An 18,907-nucleotide genomic window follows, 5' to 3' on the forward strand; every position below is an offset into this window, starting at 1 on the left:
CGGCGTTCGCGGCGGCGCCGGCTCGATGGCTCAGTGTTTTTTTAGCGGCAGCGGCACCACGCTTTTCACGTCGCGCAGCCCCGCCGGCTCGGGCCGCAGGTAGCCCCAGTCGCCCTGCGCGACGGCGGCGCCGTTTCCGCTTGTGGCCGGTTGATCGTCCGGCTGCTGGCGTGCATCCGGCGGCGAACGGTCGTCGCGTGCGCGATCCGGCTGCGACGCGCCGGACGACGGCGGCGCACCGGTATGGCGCCGGTGCCGCAGCACGGCTTCGGCCACGCGCGCCACATGCGACACCGTCACCGCATCGGCCTGCTCCAGTGCGGCGAGCGCGCGCGCCGCGCGCAACATCACGAGGTCGGCACGCAGCCCGTCGACGGCCGCGTCGATGCACAGCGCGCTGACGTGCGCATGCACCGCATCGCCGAAATCGAGCGTCGCCAGCCGTGCGCGCGCCGCGTGAATCCGTTCGCCGAGTGCGCGCTGCGCGGAGGCATGGCACGCGCGGAACGCCTCCGGATCGAGATCGAATGCAAGCCGCGCCTTCACGATCCGCTCGCGCTGCGCGGCGTCGAAGCAGTTCTCCAGTTCGACCATCAGGCCGAAGCGGTCGAGCAGTTGCGGACGCAGCTCGCCCTCCTCGGGATTCATCGTGCCGACGAGCACGAAGCGCGCGTCGTGCGCGTGCGACACGCCATCGCGTTCGACGATGTTCACGCCGCTCGCGGCGACGTCGAGCAGCGTATCGACGAGCCCGTCGGCGAGCAGGTTCACCTCGTCGACATACAGCACGCCGAGATGCGCCCGCGCGAGCAGGCCGGGCCGGAAGCGCACGCCGTTGTCGGCGAGTGCATGCGCGAGGTCGAGCGTCCCCGTCACCTGCTCGTCGCTCGCCGACAGCGGCAGCGTGACGAACTGCCCTTCCGGCAACAGCTCGGCGAGGCCGCGCGCGGCGGTCGATTTCGCGGTGCCGCGCGGGCCGCTCACGAGCACGCCGCCGAGCGACGGGTCGATCGCGGCGAGCAGCAGCGCCTGCTGCAGCGCGTCCTGTGCGACGAGCGCCGCAAACGGAAAAACCGCGCGCGCGCGGTGCGTCGTCGGATCGGTCATCGCCGTCCCCCTTCCTGGAGTTGTTCGCTGTCGAGCCAGACCGTTTCGATCCGCTCGCGATAGTCGCCCGGTTGCTGCCACAGGCCGCGCTGCATCGCCTCGACGAAGCGTTCGCAGATGCCGTGCAGCGCCTTCGGGTTGTGCCGTTCGAGAAACGCGCGGGTGGCGTCGTCGAACAGGTATGCGTCGGCGACGAGCGCGTACTGGTGGTCGGACAGCACGCGCGCGGTCGCGTCATAGCCGTACAGGTAGTCGACGGTCGCCGCCAGCTCGGCCGCGCCCTTGTAGCCATGGCGCTTCACGCCGTCGAGCCATTTCGGGTTGACGACGCGCGAACGGATCACGCGCGCGATTTCCTCGCGCAGCGTGCGCATCTTCGGCGCGACCGGGTTCGCGTGGTCGCCGTGGTAGATGCTCGGCTGCTGCCCGGACAGGTGCCGCACCGCCGCGGTCATCCCGCCCTGGAACTGGTAATAGTCGTTCGAATCGAGGATGTCGTGCTCGCGGCTGTCCTGGTTCTGCACGACCACGTCGATCGTCGCGAGCCGCTCGCCGAACACGTCGGCCGCGGCGTCGCCCGCGCTGTTCTGCGCATACGCATGGCCGCCCCACTGGCGGTACGCCTCCGCGAGATCGGCGTCGGTCTGCCAGCGGCGCTGGTCGATCAGGTCCTGCAGGCCCGCGCCGTAGCTGCCCGGCCGCGCGCCGAACACGCGCCAGCCGGCGCGGCGGCGCGCTTCGTCCGGCGCCACGCCCTGTGCGACCCACTTCGCGCGTTCGCGCTCGATGCGCGCGCGGATCGGGTTCAGTTCCTCCGGCTCGTCGAGCGCGGCCACCGCCTGCACCGCTGCGTCGAACAGATGCATCAGGTTCGGGAACGCGTCGCGGAAGAAACCCGATACGCGCAGCGTCACGTCGATGCGCGGCCGGTCGAAGATCTCGATCGGCAGGATCTCGAAATCGGTCACGCGGTGGCTGCCGTGCGCCCATTTCGGCCGCACGCCAAGCAGCGCGAACGCCTGCGCGATGTCGTCGCCGCCCGTGCGCATCGTCGCCGTGCCCCACACCGACAGCCCGATCGCGCGCGGATAATCGCCGTGATCCTGCAGATGGCGCTCGATCAGCTGCTGCGCGGATTTCAGGCCGAGCGTCCACGCGGCCTGCGTCGGCACCGCGCGCGTGTCGACCGAGTAGAAATTGCGGCCGGTCGGCAGCACGTCGGGGCGGCCGCGCGACGGCGAGCCGCTCGGCCCCGGCGGCACGAAGCGGCCGTCGAGCCCGCGCAGCAACTGACGCATTTCCTCGCCGCCGCACGCGTCGAGCGCCGGCAGCAGCGTCGCGCGAACGCGCTCGATCACGGCGAGCGTCTGCGGCCAGTCGCCGGGGGGCGGCGCGTCTTCCGCGCCCGTATGGCTGCCGTCGGCTGCACACAGCCTGTCCAGCCATTGCTGCGCGAGCCGTTCGAGCCGCTCGCGCGTATCGCCCGCATGGCGCCACGGCGATGCGTCGAGCGCGTGCAGGATCGCCGGTCGCGGGCCGACCCACGGCGCGGCCCAGTCGGCCGCGAGCGGGTCGAAATCATCGCCGAGCGCAAGATCGCGCGCGAGCGCGCCGATCAGTCCTGCGCGTGCGCCCTTGCCGTCGCCGACCGGAAAGCGCGCGAGCGCCAGCAGCGTGTCGCGCCGCTGGCGCCCGGCCGGCGACACGCCGAACACGTGCAGCCCGTCGCGAATCTGCGCTTCCTTCAGTTCGCACAGCCACGCGTCGACGCGCGTCAGCAGCGCATCCTCGTCGCCCGCGTCGCGCGGCGGCGACACGCTCAGCTCGTCATGCAGCCGGTGTTCGGCGATCGTCGCGAGGATCGTCTTGCGCAGCAGCTTCGCGCGCCGCGCATCGACCATCAACGCTTCGTAGTATTCGTCGACCTGCCGCTCGAGATCCTGCAGCGGCCCGTAGTTTTCCGCGCGCGTGAGCGGCGGCATCAGGTGATCGACGATCACGGCCTGCGCGCGGCGCTTCGCCTGGCTGCCCTCGCCCGGATCGTTGACGATGAACGGATAAAGATGCGGCAGCGGCCCGAGGGTCAGGTCGGGCCAGCACGCGTCGGACAGCGCGACGCTCTTGCCCGGCAGCCATTCGAGGTTGCCGTGCTTGCCGAGGTGGATGACCGCGTCGCTGCGATACGCATCGCGCAGCCAGAAATAGAACGCGAGATACGCATGCGGCGGCACGAGATCCGCGTCGTGGTAGCTCGCGTAGTCGTTCTCGCCGCGCGAGCGCGACGGCTGGATGCCGACGAACACGTTGCCCGCGCGCCAGCCGGCGATCGTGAAGCGCCCTTGCCGCAGCGTCGGATCGGCTTCGGGCAGGCCCCAGCGTTCGTTCAGCGCATCGCGCACGGCGGCCGGCAGCCGCGCGAAATGCGCGACGTAGTCGGCCAGCGGGAAGCTCTGGAAGGCGGGGCGCAGCGCATGCACGGCCGCGTCGTTGGTCACGCCTTCGGTGAGCCGCGCGATCAGCGCGTCGCCGTCGGGCGGCAGGTCGGCCACCGCGTAGCCCGCGTCGCGCAGCGCCGCGAGCACGCGCAGCGCGGACGCCGGCGTATCGAGCCCGACACCGTTGCCGATCCGCCCTTCGCTTTGCGGATAGTTCGCGAGAATCAGCGCGACGCGCTTGCTCGCGTTGTCGAGCGTGCGCAGCCGGCACCAGCCGCGCGCGAGCGCCGCGACGAACGCGATCCGCTCGGCGTCCGGCTGGTAGCGCACGACGTCGACCTCGGTATGCGGGCAGCGGTACGCGAGCCCCTTGAAGCTCACCGCGCGGGTGACGATCCGGCCGTCGACCTCGGGCAGCGCGATATGCATCGCGATGTCGCGCGCATGCAGGCCCTGGTTGTCGGCCACCCACGCGTCGCGATTGCCGCCGGACAGGATCACCTGCAATACCGGCGCGTCGCCGGCGAGCACGTCGTGTTCCGGGCTGTCGATCGCGCCGGCCGCGAACGCGGTCGTGTTCAGCACGAGTGCGACGTCGTGCGTGTCGCAGAGCTGCGTGATGACTTCGCGGCTCACCGCATCCTTCAGCGACGTGACCGCGATCGGCAGGGGATTCAGCCCCTCCTGAACGAGCGCATCGGCCAGCGCGTCGAACACGGCCGTGTTCGCGGCCTGCCAGTGCGCGCGATAGAACAGGATCGCGACGACCGGTGCGCCCGGCGTCCAGCGCGGCCGCCAGTCGTCGACGCTCGCGCGGTTGCGCGCCGGGTGATACAGCGCGGCGGCCGGCAACGGGCGCGGCGGTTCGGGTTCGTCGCCGAACCCGAGTGTGTGGAATGCGATGCTGCGCAGCAGCGCCTCGGCGTTGTGCACGCCGCCTTCGCGCAGGTAGCGCCACCACAGCCGGCACAGGCCGGGCGCGACCGTGCTCTTCGCGACGAGGTTCGGGTCTTCCTGCAGGTCGCCCGAGAACATCGCGAGCTGCTGCGCGCGCTTCGACGCGAGCGACACGGCCTGCTCGATCCCATACGGCCAGTACGCTTCGCCGCCGAGATGATCGATCACGACCGCCTTCGCGTGCTGCAACACGTCGTCGACGTAGAAATCGACCGACGCCGGCTGCCGCAGGAACGTGACGTTCGCGAGCCGCACGCTCGGGAAGCCGGCCGGCAGGTGCGGCACGACGCTGGCAAGCAGCGACAGCGTCGTGTCGGCCGAGCTCAGGATCACGATGTCGGCCGGTTGCTGGTCGATCCGGACGACACCCTGCGTATCGTCGACGAAACCGCCCGGCGTGGTGCGCAGCAGATGCATCGTGCGTTACGCCTGTTGCGGTTCGGCCGCGCACGCGGCGTCGAACGCGTGTTGCAGCGCGGCCGCGTCGAGATCCTCGCCGATCAGCACGAAGCGGCTCGCGCGCGTTTCGCCGTCCTGCCAGCGACGGTCGAAATAGCTGTCGAAGCGGCGGCCGACGCCCTGGATCACGAGCCGCATCGGCGCGCCGGGCAGCGCGGCGAAGCCTTTCGCGCGGTAGATCGTGTGCGCTTCGACGACGCGCTGCAGCGCGGCGATCGTCGCCTCGCGCGTGCCGGCGTCGCCCGACACGACCACCGAGTCGAAATCGTCGTGATGGTGATCGTGATCGCCGTCGTCGGCCGAGCCGTGATGGTCGTGGCGCAGGTGGATCGTTTCTTCCGATGCCGATTCGAGGCCGAGCAGCATCGCGAGATCGAGCTCGCCGCGCGTCGCGCGCACGATCTTCACCTGCGGCGGGATCTCGTCGCGGATCGCGGTTTCGATCTGCGCGAATTCCGCGTCGCCGACGAGATCGGCCTTGTTCACGATCACGAGATCGGCGGATGACAGTTGATCGGCGAACAGCTCGTGCAGCGGCGATTCGTGGTCGAGGTTCGGGTCGGCGCGGCGCTGCGCGTCGACGGCCTGCGGGTTTTCCGCGAACTGGCCGCTCGCGGCGGCCGGCCCGTCGACGACGGTCACGACCGCGTCGACCGTGAAACTGTTGCGGATCGTCGGCCAGTTGAACGCCTGCACGAGCGGCTTCGGCAGCGCGAGCCCGGACGTCTCGATCAGCACGTGGTCGATGTCCGCGCGGCGCTCGACGAGCGCTTCCATCACCGGATAGAACTCTTCCTGCACGGTGCAGCACAGGCAACCGTTCGCGAGTTCGTAGAGCTGGCCCGATGCTTCGCCCTGCGCACCGTCGGCATCCTCGCAGCCGATGCCGCAACCCTTGAGGATTTCGCCGTCGATGCCGAGTTCGCCGAATTCGTTGACGATCACCGCGATGCGGCGGCCTTCGGCGTGTTGCAGGATGTGGCGCATCAGCGTCGTCTTGCCGCTGCCGAGAAAGCCCGTGACGATCGTGACGGGCAGCTTGCGTAGGGTCATGGAATATCCAGGTTGGTAAGGGAGAGTCACGCCGAGATCGTCACGTCGATCTCGTCGTAGCGCTTCAGCCGGTAGATCAGGGCCGACACGAGCCAGCAGGCGAGGAACAGGCCGATCACGACATAACCGAGCATGCCGAAGTGCGACGCCACCATCGACGCGAAGTCCCACACCGGGCCCTGCAGCGACAGCTTGTCCGCGAGCAGCGCCAGCACCTCGATGCCGCCGATCAGCGCGGCGACCAGCACCGACACGAAGGTGATCGTCATGTTGTAGTAGATCTTGCGGATCGGCCGCACGTACGCCCAGCGATACGCACCCATCATCAGGATGCCGTCGGTCGTGTCGACGAGCGTCATGCCGGCGGTGAACAGCATGGGCAGCGCCATCACCGACCAGAACGACAGGCCGCCCTGCACCTGCGCCGCCGAGATGCCGAACAGCGCGATCTCGGTCGCCGTGTCGAAGCCGAAGCCGAACAGGAACCCGACCGGATACAGGTGCCAGCTGCGCGACACGAGCCGGAACAGCGGACGGAACAGGCGCGCGAGCACGCCGCGCTGGTTCAGCAGCATGTCGAGATCGGCGTCGACGATCGGCTCGCCGCGCCGCGCGGCGCGAAACGTCCGGTAGACGGAAATCAGGATCAGCAGGTTCGCGATCGCGAGCACCAGCAGGAAGAACGCCGATACGCTCGTGCTGATCACGCCGCCCCACGCTTTCATGCTCTCGAAGCGCGCGAGCGACGCGGCCGTGAGCGTCACCACGACCGACATCACGATCACGACCGTCGAGTGGCCGAGCGAGAAGAACAGGCCCGCGCCGAGCGGGCTGCGCCCCTCCTGCATCAGCTTGCGCGTGACGTTGTCGATCGCCGCGATGTGGTCGGCGTCGACCGCATGACGCAGCCCGAACACGTACGCGAGCAGCGCGGTGCCGAGCAGCACGGGCTGGCCGTGGAAGGCGGCGAATGCCCAGATCCACGCGCCTGCGTTGAAGGCGATCAGCAGCGCATAGATCGCGACGATCTTGCCGCGCAACCCGGACGGACTGTCGTTGAACAGGCGAAACAGCGAATCGAGCATGACGCTCCCTTGCGAACGGTCGACATGAAGAATGCCAACACGGCCGTCGCTGCGCGGCCCCGCGCGATCCGGCCCTTCGTCGCACCGGAACATGCGCGCTCGCGCAGGCGGCCGGACGTCGGGAATCGGGAAACGCTCGGGTGTCGGGCACGCTGCGGCCGTGGACGATGCGCCGCCTCCCCGCGGCGCTGAACCCCAACGTTTAGGCCGGTATCCGGGCTGACGAACACGCCGCTTCGCCTTCCCGGATGCACAAGGCATCCAGTGGCGGTCGTCCGCATGCGCGCGGCATGCGGCGAAGCGGCGCTGCATCGCGGCGGGCACGATGCGTTCGCTTACCGTTGCGGGGGCAGCACAGGTTGGCTCGACTGCGACGCAGGCAGGCTCCCTGTTTCCCGTTTAACTGCGCGCGCCGGAGCGGCGCGCGCGAGCACCAAAACGCGTGCGAGTGTAGGCGCCGGGGGCGGGAGCGTCAAGGCGGCGAGTGGCCAGGCTGGCCGGATGAACCGGCGGGCAGCGATCCGGCGCGGGTTTGCCGGGAAAATCGTTCGACTGTCTGACGCACCCGACAACCCGTGCGGGATCGAACGCGAAGCAGTACGACTCGCCATCCGAAGCGGTTTTTCAGAATTGACGGTCGTTCACGTTGTCCGCAATCGCAAGGCCAGCGCCGCAGCAGGTGCAGCGCGGGGTTGCGCGCAGAAACGTTCATTCTCTTTGGAGATTCGGATGATTGACGTTGCGCAGCCGATATTCGATTGTCCGGTTCAGACAGTTTTCGATGATCGAGATAAACCACTGCGACACATTCGTTCAGACCATGAATATTGCCCGATTGTATGTGGCCATCGTCGTATGGCTGTCGATGGCGCTCTTGTTTCCGTTTGCCCTGAAGGGGATGGATTCCCCTCTTGCAACGGTCGCGAAAGTACTGATGTGGTCGTACTGCATTCTGCAAACGCTACGGGAATCGAAGCGGTGCTTGTGAAGCAGCCTGCTGCGACAAAGAGCCGATCGCGTATATCGCACCTGTTTCGCAATCGGCATCGAGCCGCATCGGCCGCCGGCGCACTGGCCGGTGCCGCGGTCTGTGGCCCGAATCGCGGCGTCATCGGCGGCAGTTCCGGCTCGTCCGGAGGCTCGGGCGGTTGCCGAAGCCTTACCTGAAACACCTGGCGACTGTGCGCCGCCGCGCTTTGCGGGATCGGGGCATGGCCTTCATTTGCTCGGCGACATGTTCGCCGAGCGTCGCACAGACCGACGACGGGTAAGCGCCCACCCCGCATGCGTTTGCGCCGATGCGCTGTGCTATCGTATGCGCCGCGTTCGGTGCTCGCATGCGCATTCCGTGCATGCAGTTAAACGGGAAACAGGAGGCGGATCGCCGCCCTGCCTGTGCTGTCCCCGCAACGGTACGCCGCCCGCGCGACGCGCTTCCCCGCGCACGCGCCCATGCCGCCCACGATGCCACTGCCCTTCCACCGGGCGGGAAGGCTGCGGCCTGGCAAGCGGCCAGCCCGGATACCGGCCGACGCAAGGGGCGAGCCCGATGCTCGCCGAACGCCCGATCCGCGGGGGACGGATCGGGTGCGCATTCCGCCCGCGTTCGCGCGGGCTTCGCCCGATCCGTTATGCGTTGCCTGTCTGCCGGCCGCCGATGTGCCGCCCGCCTTCCCCTTTCCACTGTTTCGACACGGTGCGCGCCGTGCCGCGCCCGATGAGCCGCGCGTGGCTCATCGGCGCCGGCCCCGGCGACGCCGACCTGCTGACGCTCAAGGCCGTCCACGCGATCGGCTCGGCCGACGTGCTGCTCGTCGACGATCTCGTGAACCCCGACGTGCTGCGCCATGCGCGCGCCGACGCCCACATCGAGCACGTCGGCAAGCGCGGCGGCCATGCCTCGACGCCGCAGGAGGCGATCGTCGCGGCGATGCTCGCGCATCTGCGCGCGGGCCGCAGCGTCGCGCGGCTCAAGGGCGGCGACCCGTTCGTGTTCGGCCGCGGCGGCGAGGAACTGGCCGCGCTCGGCGCCGCGGGATTTCGAGTCGAGGTCGTGAGCGGCGTCACGGCGGGCATCGCCGCGCCGGCCGCGCTCGGCATCCCGGTCACGCAGCGCGGCGACGCGCAGGGCGTGATCTTCGTCACGGGCCACGGCGCGGGCGCCGACGAACCCGACTGGCGCGCGCTCGCGGCCACGCGCATGACGATCGTCGTCTACATGGGCATCCGCCGGCTCGACACGATTGCAGCCGCGCTGCGCGAGGGCGGCCTGCCCGGCGACACGCCGTGCGCGGCGATCGAGAATGCGACGCGCCCCGAACAGCGGCACGTGCTCGCGACGCTCGACACGCTCGTCGAACAGGTCGGCGCGACCGGCATCGGCTCGCCGGCCATCGTCGTGATCGGCCGCGTCGCGGCGTTCGCCGACGATCCCGCGGTACGTGCCGCACTCGGCAGCCGCGCATGATGCGCGTCGCGATCGGTGTCGGTTTCCGCGCGGACGTGACGGCCGCGCAACTCGATGCCGCGATCCGCGTCGCGCTGATGCGGTACCCGGCTGCCGAACCGGCGCTCGTCGCCACGCTCGCCGACAAGGCGCGCGCACGCGCGCTGCGCACGCTGTGCGCGAGACGCGGCTGGCCGCTCGTCGCGTTCGACGCGGCACAGCTCGCGAGCCGCCCCGAACTGGCCGTGAGCGGCCCGTCGGATGCCGCGCTCGCCCGCTTCGGCGTCGCGGGCGTGGCCGAGCCGTGCGCGCAGCTCGCGGCGCCGCACGGCCGGCTGCTGGGCCCCAAATCCATCCGGGACGGTGTGACGGTCGCACTCGCCGGCCCGCTCTGAACCCTTTGTTTCGCTTTCTTTCGACAGGACGAATCCGATGAAAACCGACGCCGAATCCCATCAACGGATGACCGAACGCCGCCGCGCGGGCCACGAGAAGAAGCAGGCCGCCGCCGTCAACGAAAAGGGCCTGCTGATCGTCAACACCGGCAACGGCAAGGGCAAGAGCACGGCCGCGTTCGGCATGGCCGTGCGCGTGCTCGGCCACGGCATGCGGCTCGGTGTCGTGCAGTTCATCAAGGGCGCGCTGCACACGTCCGAGCGCGACTTCCTCGGCGCGGTTGCCGAATGCGATTTCGTGACGATGGGCGACGGCTACACGTGGAACACGCAGAACCGCGACGCCGACATCGCGACCGCGCGCAAGGGCTGGGACGAGGCGCGCCGGATGATCGAAAGCGGCGATTACCGGATGGTGATCCTCGACGAGTTGAACACGGTGCTGAAGTACGAATACCTGCCGCTCGACGAAGTGCTCGCGACGCTTGCCGCGCGTCCCGACTCGGTCCACGTCGTCGTGACCGGGCGGCATGCGCCCGATGCGCTGATCGACGCGGCGGACCTCGTCACCGAGATGCGGCTCGTCAAGCATCCGTACAAGGAGCAAGGCGTGAAGGCGCAGCGCGGCGTGGAGTTCTGAGCATGCCCGCCTGCCCCGCGCTGTTCGTCAGTGCGCCCGCGTCGGGCCAGGGCAAGACGTCGGTGACGGCCGGCCTCGCGCGGCTGCACCGCCGGCTCGGCCGCCGTGTGCGCGTGTTCAAGACCGGGCCCGACTTTCTCGATCCGATGCTGCTCGAACGCGCGAGCGGCGCCCCGGTTCATGCGCTCGATCTCGGGATGGTCGGCGAGGCCGGCTGCCGCGCATTGCTTGCCGATGCCGCACGCGATGCCGACCTGATCCTGATCGAAGGCGTGATGGGGCTGTTCGACGGCACGCCGAGCAGTGCCGACCTCGCGGCTGCGTTCGGCGTGCCGGTCGTCGCGGTGATTTCCGCGAAGGCGATGGCGCAGACGTTCGCGGCGATCGCGTTCGGGCTCGCCCGGTTCCGGCCGGGGCTGCCGTTTCACGGCGTGCTCGCGAACCGCGTCGGCTCGGCCCGGCACGCGGAACTGCTGCAACAGGCGCTGCCCGACGACCTGCGCTGGCTCGGGCACGTGCCGGCCGATGCGGGCATCGCGCTGCCGGAGCGGCATCTCGGCCTGCACCAGCCGGCCGACATCGACGATCTCGACGCACGGCTCGATCGCGCGGCCGACGTGCTCGCGCAGACGGCGCTCGCCGAATTGCCGCCCGCCGTCGCGTTCGCCGAACCGGACGCCGCGGCGCCGCTGCCGCGTGCGCTCGCCGGCAAGCGGATCGCGATTGCGCGCGACGCGGCGTTCTCGTTCATCTATCCGGCGAATCTCGCGCTGCTCGAGGCGCTCGGCGCGCGGCTGTGCTTCTTCTCGCCGCTCGCCGACGAACCCGTGCCGGACGATTGCGACGCGCTGTTCCTGCCGGGCGGCTATCCGGAACTGCATGCGGCGACGCTCGCGGCGAATGACGCCACCGCACGAACCATTCGCTCGCATGCGGCGGCTCGCCGGCCGATCGTCGCGGAATGCGGGGGGATGGTGTATCTGTGTGAATCGCTGACCGACGTCGACGGTGTCACGACGTCGATGCTCGGGCTGTTGCCGGGGCGGGCGACGATGCAGCGCCGGTTCGCGGCGCTCGGCATGCAGCAGCTCGATACGCGTACCGGGCCGATGCGCGGCCATACGTTTCATTATTCGACGCTCGCGACGCCGCTGGAACCGGTCGCGAACGCGGCGCGCCCCGACGGCAAGCCGGGCAGCGGCGAAGCCGTCTATCGCCACGGCGCGATTGTCGCGACGTACATGCACCTGTACTGGCCGTCGAATCCGGAGGCGGTCGTGGCGCTGTTCGACGGCACGGCGTTCTGACCGAAAAAACGGCGAGGCGCCGCGATGTCAGGGTTTTTCGCGGCCCGGCGCTTCCGAGCGCGAAGTGCGGAGCACGGTGCCGTCGGGCGAGAAATGCGCGTTGAACATCGCGTCGCCCGATACGCCGCCCTCGGCCCAGTGCCAGCTCCACACCTCTTCGTGGCTCAGCGCGTATTGCGCGATCTCGGTCGGCTTGCCGAGCAGTTGGCGCACGTCGTCCTTCGACATCCCGGGCACGACCTTCGCGATGTTCGCCGCCGTCAGCGCCTGCGTGATCGACACGAGCCGGCCATCGGGCCCGAAATCGAGCATGTAGGTGCTCGTGCCGTACGGGCCACGCGGATATTCGAACCGCTGCGAGCCGTCGTCGCCCTGCCTGACCATTTCCGGCTTGCCCGCCTGGCGGAGCACGTCCTCGGTCGTCGACACGCCCGGTTGCAGATTGCCGAACGCCATCGGGTCGGGCTTGATCGCATTCACCGCGTCAGCCACTTTCTGGTCGTCGCACCCGGCTGCCAGAATGGCGACCGCACCGGCGGTCAGCACGGTCAGAAGCTGTTTTCGCATTTCATCCACACCTGTATTCATCGTGCCGGTCCGGCGTCGCGCGCAGCGTAGCACGCGACCTGTTCCGTCGATGTCAAGGAGCGTCAAATGCGGTACTACTACGGCCGCTGCGACCGGTTTTGCAGGCGCGGCAGCTCGCACGCCGCCGCGCCGCCGCATCACACCAGGAACGCCTCGGCCAGCTTGACCCAGTACGACGCGCCGGTAGGCAGTGCCGCGTCGTTGAAGTCGTAGCCGGGGTTGTGCACCATGCAGCCGCCCTCTCCGTCGCCGTTGCCGATGATCAGGTAGCAGCCCGGCCGCTTCTCGAGCAGGAACGCGAAATCCTCGCTGCCGGTGAGCGGCACCATCCCGTCGATCAGGTTCGCTTCGCCCACCCACTCGCGCGCGACGCCGCGCGCGAACGCGGTCATGTCCGTGTCGTTGACGAGCACCGGGTAGCGGCGCTGGTAGTCGATCGTCGCGGTCGCGCCGAACACGGCGGCCTGCGCATGCACGACTTCCTTGATGCGCGTCTCGAGCAGGTCGCGCACCTCCGGCTTCAGCGCGCGCACCGACAGCCGCATCTGCGCGCGATCGGGAATCACGTTCGGCGCCTCGCCCGCGTGGATCGCGCCGACCGTGACGATCGCCATGTCGAGCGGCGACACGTTGCGCGACACGATCGTCTGCAGCGCAATGACGATCTGCGCGCACACGACCACCGAATCGACCGCCTTGTGCGGCACCGCGCCGTGGCCGCCGCGGCCCTGCACGTCGATGACGACGGTATCGGACGACGCCATGAACGGCCCCGGCAGGAAGCCGAATTTGCCCGTGGGGAAGCCCGGCATGTTGTGCATCGCGAAGATCGCGTCGCACGGGAACAGCTCGAACAGCCCTTCGTCGAGCATCTTCTTCGCGCCGCCGAGCCCTTCTTCCGCCGGCTGGAAAATCAGGTTCAGCGTGCCCGAGAAGCGGCGCTCGCGCGCAAGATGCTTCGCGGCGGCGAGCAGCATCGCCGTGTGGCCGTCGTGACCGCAGGCGTGCATCTTGCCGGCGATCTTGCTCTCGTACGGCAGGCCCGTGGCCTCGTGGATCGGCAACGCATCCATGTCGGCGCGCAGGCCGAGGCGCTGCGTGCCGTTGCCGACCTTCAGCTGCGCGACGACGCCCGTGCCGCCCAGCCCGCGATGCACCGTGTAGCCCCACGACTGCAATTGCTCGGCGACGAGGTCGCTCGTCGCGAATTCCTCGAAGCCGAGCTCGGGGTGGGCATGGATGCGGTGCCGGATCTCGATCATTTCGTCGGCGAGGCCTGCGGGAATCACGCTGTGCGTCACGGTGTCGTCTCCTGTTTCTGCGGGGAATGTGCAGGCAAGGATAGTCGGTTCACCAGCAACCGGACAGACGAAAAGTCGTCGCGGTAGCAACCGATGGTTGCCGCATCTGGTACCGCACACGATAGGGGCTGACCGGCCATCCGGATGACTGCCGCACATGGTTCGGGCGAGCGAGACTGTGGGCTTGACAGCGATTTGACGAGCGCCAGGATTCGACGATGACCGTTCAAGCATCCGGAATAATGCCGACACATCAACGTGTTACAGGTAATTGTTCACTTTTTGACGCCTGTACATTTTTTGTGTACGCTGATGAGGAAGTGAACAAGCAATCGCCTCCGATGCCCGAGAACGCCCCCCTTCCGATGTCGGAACAGCACGTGCTCGACGAAGCCTGCGCCGCGTTCGGACGCGCGACCCGGCGCTTCGGCGCGCGGCCCGTGCGCGTGCCGGCCACGTATGCCGGGCAAGCCGACGCGATGATCCGCTTCGACGTTGCCGGGCACGTATTCGAGATGCCGGCCGCCGTGAGCCTGCGCGTCGAATCGCTGCCGGGCGCACTCGCGGCACTGCGCCGCCGCGGCGTCGCGACCGCGACACCCGGCGAGCGGCCGCTGATGCTGATCGCGCCCTATCTTTCGGCCGAACTGGCCGCCGGCCTGACCGACCAGGGCATCCCGTTTCTCGACACCGCGGGCAACGCATGCCTGATTCAGCCGGAGGCGACCGTGATGATCGCGGGCCGGCCGAAACCCGCGAGCACACCGCGCCGGCTGGCATCGCGCGCGACGACGCCGAAGGGGCTGGCCGTGATGTTCGCGGTCGCGACACAGCCGGGCCTCGTCGCGCAGCCGTATCGGACGATTGCGGCCGCATCGGGTGTCGCGCTCGGCACGGTCAACCTCGCGATGGACGACCTGATCGCGCGCGGCCTCGTCGGGCAGCGCCGCAATAGCGAGCGCCTGATACCCGACTGGCCGCGCTTCGTGCACGAATGGGTTGCGCTGTACCCGAGCCGCCTGCGCGCGAAACTGCCGAGCCGTCGTTATGCCAGCCTCGCGCCCGACTGGTGGCGCGATTTCGATTTCGCGTCGTTCGATGCGCGGCTCGGCGGCGAACCGGCAGCCGACCTGCTGACGCACGACCTGAAGCCGGCCGAGATCACCGTCTATACGCATGGCGCCGCATCGAACCGCCTGCTGCTCCAGGCCCGCCTGCGCCCGGACGACCACGGCGACGTCGAAATCGTCGAAGCATTCTGGCCGCACTCGCCCGCGCTCGACTGGCACGAGCCGCGCTTGCCGCTCGTACCGCCGCTCCTGATCTATGCGGATCTCGTCTCCTCCGGGGACAGCCGCAACCTTGCCGCCGCCGAACGGATCCATGACCGATACCTCGCCCATCCGCCCGCTTGAAGTCGACGCGCGCCGGCCGCTCGACCCGGCGGCGGTCGCGCTCTTGCAAGCGGTGAGCCATGCCTGCGCGCGCGTCGAGGCGGCTTTCGTCGTCGCCGGCGCAACCGCGCGCGACATCCTGATGTGGCACGTCCACGGCATCCGGCCGGTGCGTGCGACACGGGACGTCGACGTTGCGGTGTGCGCGGTGAGCTGGCCGTTTCACGCGCAGCTCGTCGATGCGCTCGTTGCGACCGGGCAATTCACGCGCGCACCGAAACAACAGCAGAAACTGCTGTTCGACAGCGGCACGCACGGTTTTCGCACCGAACTCGATCTCGTGCCGTTCGGGCCGCTCGAAACGCCGCCGGGCGAGATCGCGTGGCCGCCGGGCGGCGAATTCGTGCTGAATGTGCTCGGCTTCCAGGAAGCGGTGGACACCGCGCAGCCGGTGTCGATCGACGCACGCACCGTCGTGCCGGTGGCCAGCCTGCCGGCGCTCGCGCTGCTGAAGCTGCTCGCCTGGAAGGACCGGCGTGCACGCCAGAACAGCGATGCGTACGACCTGCTGTTCCTGCTGCGGAATTTTCACGATGCAGGCAATCGCGAGCGCATCTGGGATGTCGCCCCCGACCTGCTGGAACGGCATGCGTTCCAGCCCGGCCTTGCCGCGGCCGCGCTGCTCGCGCGAGACGCGAAACGGATTGCCTCGCCGCACACGCGCGACGCGATCCGCGTGCTGTTGTCCGACGAAGCGACTTATGCGACGCTCGGCCAGGATCTGCTGGCACGTGCGTTCGCGCTGTTGCCGGGTGAATTCAGCGATGACGCCAACCGGTATCTCGACGCATTTCGCGACGCCTTTCTCGAGGATTCACCCGCACCGCACGCATGACACGACGCTGTGGCGCCGCCGCGTCATCCCGCTTTCGCACTGCCGCGCTCAGGCTGCCCAGTCTTCGAGCGACAACCCGGCCACGCGGCCGAACTCCCGCCCGTTGTTCGTGACGAGCACCGCACCGGCCGCGATCGCATGCCCGGCGATCGACGCATCGTTCGCGCCGATCGGCATGCCGCGCGCGGCGAGATCGGCGCGAATCGCGGCCGTTGCATCGACGGCCGCCGTATCCCACGACAGCACGCCATCGAGCCGCGAGACAAAGGCCGTCACGAGTTCCGCATGCTTCGGCGAAGCCTTCCTGCCGACTGCGCCGAACCGCATTTCGGCGTAAGTGATGGCCGACACGACGATCCGGTGCTGCGCATTGACGCACGATTGCAGCCGCGACAGCACTACCGGCGGCCGCTCGCGCATGATGAACGAACAGATGTTCGTATCGAGCATGTAGAGCGTGGTCACTGGCCGGACTCCGTCGGCGCGGCGCCGCCGGAAAGGTCGAAGCGGCCGGACTCGATCACGGCCGGGCGTTCGGCGAGGAAATCGGCGTCGGCCAGCGGTTCGCTCGCGAACGAGAGCCACGTGGGCCGCACGGGCCGCAGCAGCAGCGTGTCGCCCTCGCGACGGATCTCGAGTTCCGTCACCCCCTCGAACTCCATGTCCTTCGGGATGCGGATTGCCTGGTTACGGGCGTTCTTGAAAATGGAAACGGTGCGCATGAGCCACTCCATGGGAGTACGATGCGCCCATTCTAGACATATGCTGGCATATGTCAAATTGAGGGAGCGCAAATCGGACGTCGCGCCCCACGCTGCCACGGGTGTTTTTGTCATGTTGCCGGCCTGTCGTCGATGAGGAGAGCGATCCATTCTTCACGACGCAGGCCACGCGGTCCATATCCCGAACGGCCGATGCCGGTGCGGCACCGCACCGCGCGCAACGTCGCACCGACGCTGCGCACCCGCGCCGTCACGGCAACCGGAAAGTGTCGAAGAATGTGTCTCGCTCGATCACGGTGAGCGCCGCGCGCTTGTGCGGGAAGTCGAACTCCTTCAGCGTGTAGAACCCGAGCCGGTGCATGTACGCGATGTGCCGAACATGATCGACGCGCGGCTCGCCGACGAGCCGCTGCGTGCGCGGTTCGTCGACGAACATGTAGTGCAGCACCCCGCTCCACCATGCATGCAGCTTGCCGGCGCTCTGGAACCGCGAGTCGCCGATCAGCAGGTGCAGCCCGCGATCGTAGTCGTGCGCATCGTAGAACGGTGCGAGACGATCCTCCTTCGCCCAGTAGAACTCGAAATAGCCGAACGGCGTGTCGTCGAAATAGCCGATCATCGGGTGCATGTGCGGATCGGCGAGCCGCTCGGCAAGATACGCCGCGTGCTCGTCGCGCGTGCCGCGCTGGTCCCAGAAATGCGCGACGCGATCGAGGTTCATCCAGCCGCTGAACAGGTCCGCATGCGCGTCGATGTCGACGGTGCGCAGGCTGAACGTCATCCCGACCTGCGGCATATGGCGTGCATAGATCTCGCCGGCCGGCGACGGCGGCCGCACCGGGTGCCGGTGGCCGTTCGTGATCGCATGGCGCAGCGGCATCCCGCCCGACGCGGGCGCCTTCAGCCACGGTCGCGGGTTCTGCCAGAAGGTCGTGCGCGATACCGTGAACCGCAGCGTGTCGCCCTCGGCCTGCGCGCCGTCGATCACGCCCTCGCGCACCGCGCGCGCCACGTACGACGCAACGGCCGCCGCATCGGCGCCGCCGAGCGGCACCGTGATCGTCGCCGCGTCGTATCGCGTGTCGGTGTTGAAGAGCGCGACGAACGCCGCGAGCAGTGCCTCCGGCGAATCGTCGGGCCGCCACGCGTCGAGCGAGCGCTCGGCGACCGTCATCGCCGGCCCGTGCGCGGCGCCGTCGAGCGCCGCGGCCACTTCACCTTCGACGGCGTCGGCGGCGCCGGCCGGTTTCGTCAGCGTGTCTTGCATCACAGTGCTCCCGCGTCGTGGCGATCGGCGAGAACGTGCAGCCCCCGCTCGAGCGCCGGAAACAGGCTGCGCTGGAAGTTGTTCCAGCGCAGTTCGAGAATCGTGTCGTCCGGTGCGATCGGCGTGTCGAGCACGTCGCAGATCACCTCGCCGGAATCGATGCCGTTGTCGACGTAGTGGAACGACGCGCCCGTCATCATCACGGGCTCGACCGACGACGTCGCGCCGCTCGCCCAGTCGACCCGTTCGCCGCGCGCGCCGTGCAGCGCGTCGAGCGTCGCCCATGCGCCGCGCCGCTGGTACGGCGAGCCGTCGGCGGTGATGCCCGGGTGGATGTTGGCGATGCGCCGGTGAAATCGCGCGCCGGGCCGCACGAGCTCGTCGAGGATCACGAGCAGCCCGTCGAGCACGACGACATCGGCTTCGAGTTCGAGCAGGCGCTCGAGCAGGCGGCGCTCGAACGCCTGTTTGCCGGCTGCACGCTCGCGTGCGTCGCGCGGCAGCCGCCGGTATGTCGACGCAATCGTGCAGAACAGTTCGTCGACCGGCCGGCCCTGCACCGTCAACCCTTCCGGCAGGATCCACGGGCGGCCCGGCGTGCGGGCGAAACCGTAGTCGGCCACCTTCGCGCGGTCGGCCGGCGAACCGTCGTCGTCGTCGACGATCACGCCCTTGAGCGTGTAGCGTTCGCCGAGCGGCGAGTCGTTCAGGCGCTCGACGAGGAATTCGAGCGGCGCCTTCATGTAGCGCGTGCCGCCCTGATAAGCGACCGGCTGGCCGGCGCGATCGGCCGCGCCGTTGCGCAGCGACTGGATGTAGACGAGATTTTTCTTCGGCATGGATGCGTCGTGGAAAA

16 protein-coding genes and 2 riboswitches are annotated in these 18,907 nt (G+C 69.0%); of the genes, 6 read left to right on the top strand and 10 right to left on the bottom strand.

All coding sequences use genetic code 11. The features are described 5' to 3' along the window. Nucleotides 1–30: 30 nt before the first annotated feature. Genes DPV79_RS34530 through DPV79_RS34545 form a run of 4 tightly spaced genes read right to left on the bottom strand, consistent with a single transcriptional unit; the run spans nt 31 to nt 7,096 of the window. Nucleotides 31–1,107: a magnesium chelatase ATPase subunit I gene (locus tag DPV79_RS34530; protein WP_113047514.1), complete on the bottom strand. Its 1,077-nt coding sequence runs from the start codon at nt 1,105–1,107 to the stop codon at nt 31–33. Further along, nucleotides 1,104–4,916, bottom strand: a complete 3,813-nt coding sequence (gene cobN / locus DPV79_RS34535; RefSeq protein WP_113047515.1) for a cobaltochelatase subunit CobN — start codon at nt 4,914–4,916, stop codon at nt 1,104–1,106. Before cobN ends, DPV79_RS34530 begins: the two co-directional genes overlap by 4 nt. Nucleotides 4,917–4,922: 6 nt before the next feature. Continuing rightward, on the bottom strand, nt 4,923–6,011 hold the full coding sequence (gene cobW / locus DPV79_RS34540; protein ID WP_113047516.1) for a cobalamin biosynthesis protein CobW: 1,089 nt from the start codon (nt 6,009–6,011) through the stop codon (nt 4,923–4,925). Nucleotides 6,012–6,037: 26 nt separating this feature from the next. After that, nucleotides 6,038–7,096 carry a HoxN/HupN/NixA family nickel/cobalt transporter gene (locus tag DPV79_RS34545; protein ID WP_042975467.1) on the bottom strand — a complete coding sequence of 353 codons (1,059 nt, stop codon included), beginning with the start codon at nt 7,094–7,096 and terminating at the stop codon, nt 6,038–6,040. A gap of 188 nt (nt 7,097–7,284) precedes the next feature. Next, a riboswitch (cobalamin riboswitch) is annotated at nt 7,285–7,549 on the bottom strand. A gap of 856 nt (nt 7,550–8,405) precedes the next feature. Beyond that, nucleotides 8,406–8,643: riboswitch (cobalamin riboswitch) on the top strand. 110 nt (nt 8,644–8,753) lie between these two features. On the opposite strand from DPV79_RS34545, the gene cobA reads away from it, so the two are divergent. The 4 genes from cobA to DPV79_RS34570 are packed head-to-tail and all read left to right on the top strand — an operon-like array spanning nt 8,754 to nt 11,884. Next, a complete protein-coding gene (gene cobA, locus DPV79_RS34555; RefSeq protein WP_185730851.1) occupies nt 8,754–9,563 on the top strand; it encodes a uroporphyrinogen-III C-methyltransferase in 810 nt (269 codons plus the stop codon). Continuing rightward, on the top strand, nt 9,560–9,937 hold the full coding sequence (locus tag DPV79_RS34560) for a cobalamin biosynthesis protein (RefSeq protein WP_048020586.1): 378 nt from the start codon (nt 9,560–9,562) through the stop codon (nt 9,935–9,937). Before cobA ends, DPV79_RS34560 begins: the two co-directional genes overlap by 4 nt. Nucleotides 9,938–9,974: 37 nt before the next feature. Next, entirely contained in the window at nt 9,975–10,577 is a 603-nt protein-coding gene (gene cobO, locus DPV79_RS34565) for a cob(I)yrinic acid a,c-diamide adenosyltransferase (protein WP_021160089.1), read from the top strand. A 2-nt stretch (nt 10,578–10,579) separates the two neighbouring features. Beyond that, nucleotides 10,580–11,884: a cobyrinic acid a,c-diamide synthase CobB gene (locus tag DPV79_RS34570; protein ID WP_113047517.1), complete on the top strand. Its 1,305-nt coding sequence runs from the start codon at nt 10,580–10,582 to the stop codon at nt 11,882–11,884. A gap of 27 nt (nt 11,885–11,911) precedes the next feature. On the opposite strand, the gene bamE is transcribed toward DPV79_RS34570, so the two are convergent. Beyond that, the gene (bamE, locus tag DPV79_RS34575) at nt 11,912–12,451 is read right to left on the bottom strand and encodes an outer membrane protein assembly factor BamE domain-containing protein (RefSeq protein WP_059623530.1); all 540 of its coding nucleotides are present in this window, start codon (nt 12,449–12,451) and stop codon (nt 11,912–11,914) included. 158 nt (nt 12,452–12,609) lie between these two features. Then, entirely contained in the window at nt 12,610–13,773 is a 1,164-nt protein-coding gene (locus tag DPV79_RS34580; protein WP_027787433.1) for a M20 aminoacylase family protein, read from the bottom strand. A 341-nt stretch (nt 13,774–14,114) separates the two neighbouring features. Between DPV79_RS34580 and DPV79_RS34585 the strand changes: the two genes are divergently transcribed. Both DPV79_RS34585 and DPV79_RS34590 read left to right on the top strand, forming a co-directional pair. Then, nucleotides 14,115–15,188, top strand: coding sequence for a type IV toxin-antitoxin system AbiEi family antitoxin (locus DPV79_RS34585; protein ID WP_113047518.1), 1,074 nt, complete (start codon nt 14,115–14,117; stop codon nt 15,186–15,188). Further along, nucleotides 15,157–16,062: a nucleotidyl transferase AbiEii/AbiGii toxin family protein gene (locus DPV79_RS34590; protein ID WP_113047519.1), complete on the top strand. Its 906-nt coding sequence runs from the start codon at nt 15,157–15,159 to the stop codon at nt 16,060–16,062. Before DPV79_RS34585 ends, DPV79_RS34590 begins: the two co-directional genes overlap by 32 nt. A gap of 48 nt (nt 16,063–16,110) precedes the next feature. Here the strand turns inward: DPV79_RS34590 and DPV79_RS34595 are convergent, their stop codons facing one another. The 4 genes from DPV79_RS34595 to DPV79_RS34610 form a co-directional block, all read right to left on the bottom strand. Beyond that, nucleotides 16,111–16,527: a PIN domain-containing protein gene (locus tag DPV79_RS34595; RefSeq protein WP_021160096.1), complete on the bottom strand. Its 417-nt coding sequence runs from the start codon at nt 16,525–16,527 to the stop codon at nt 16,111–16,113. Then, complete coding sequence (gene vapB, locus DPV79_RS34600; RefSeq protein WP_021160097.1) at nt 16,524–16,784, bottom strand: type II toxin-antitoxin system VapB family antitoxin; 261 nt, start codon at nt 16,782–16,784, stop codon at nt 16,524–16,526. Before vapB ends, DPV79_RS34595 begins: the two co-directional genes overlap by 4 nt. Nucleotides 16,785–17,034: 250 nt before the next feature. Next, a complete protein-coding gene (locus DPV79_RS34605; RefSeq protein ID WP_027787437.1) occupies nt 17,035–18,051 on the bottom strand; it encodes a GNAT family N-acetyltransferase in 1,017 nt (338 codons plus the stop codon). Further along, a complete protein-coding gene (locus tag DPV79_RS34610; RefSeq protein WP_042975471.1) occupies nt 18,051–18,890 on the bottom strand; it encodes a formyltransferase family protein in 840 nt (279 codons plus the stop codon). Before DPV79_RS34610 ends, DPV79_RS34605 begins: the two co-directional genes overlap by 1 nt. Nucleotides 18,891–18,907: the final 17 nt, after the last annotated feature.

The sequence above is a fragment of the Burkholderia reimsis genome (assembly GCF_003294055.1).
Classification (GTDB): Bacteria; Pseudomonadota; Gammaproteobacteria; order Burkholderiales; family Burkholderiaceae; genus Burkholderia; species Burkholderia cepacia.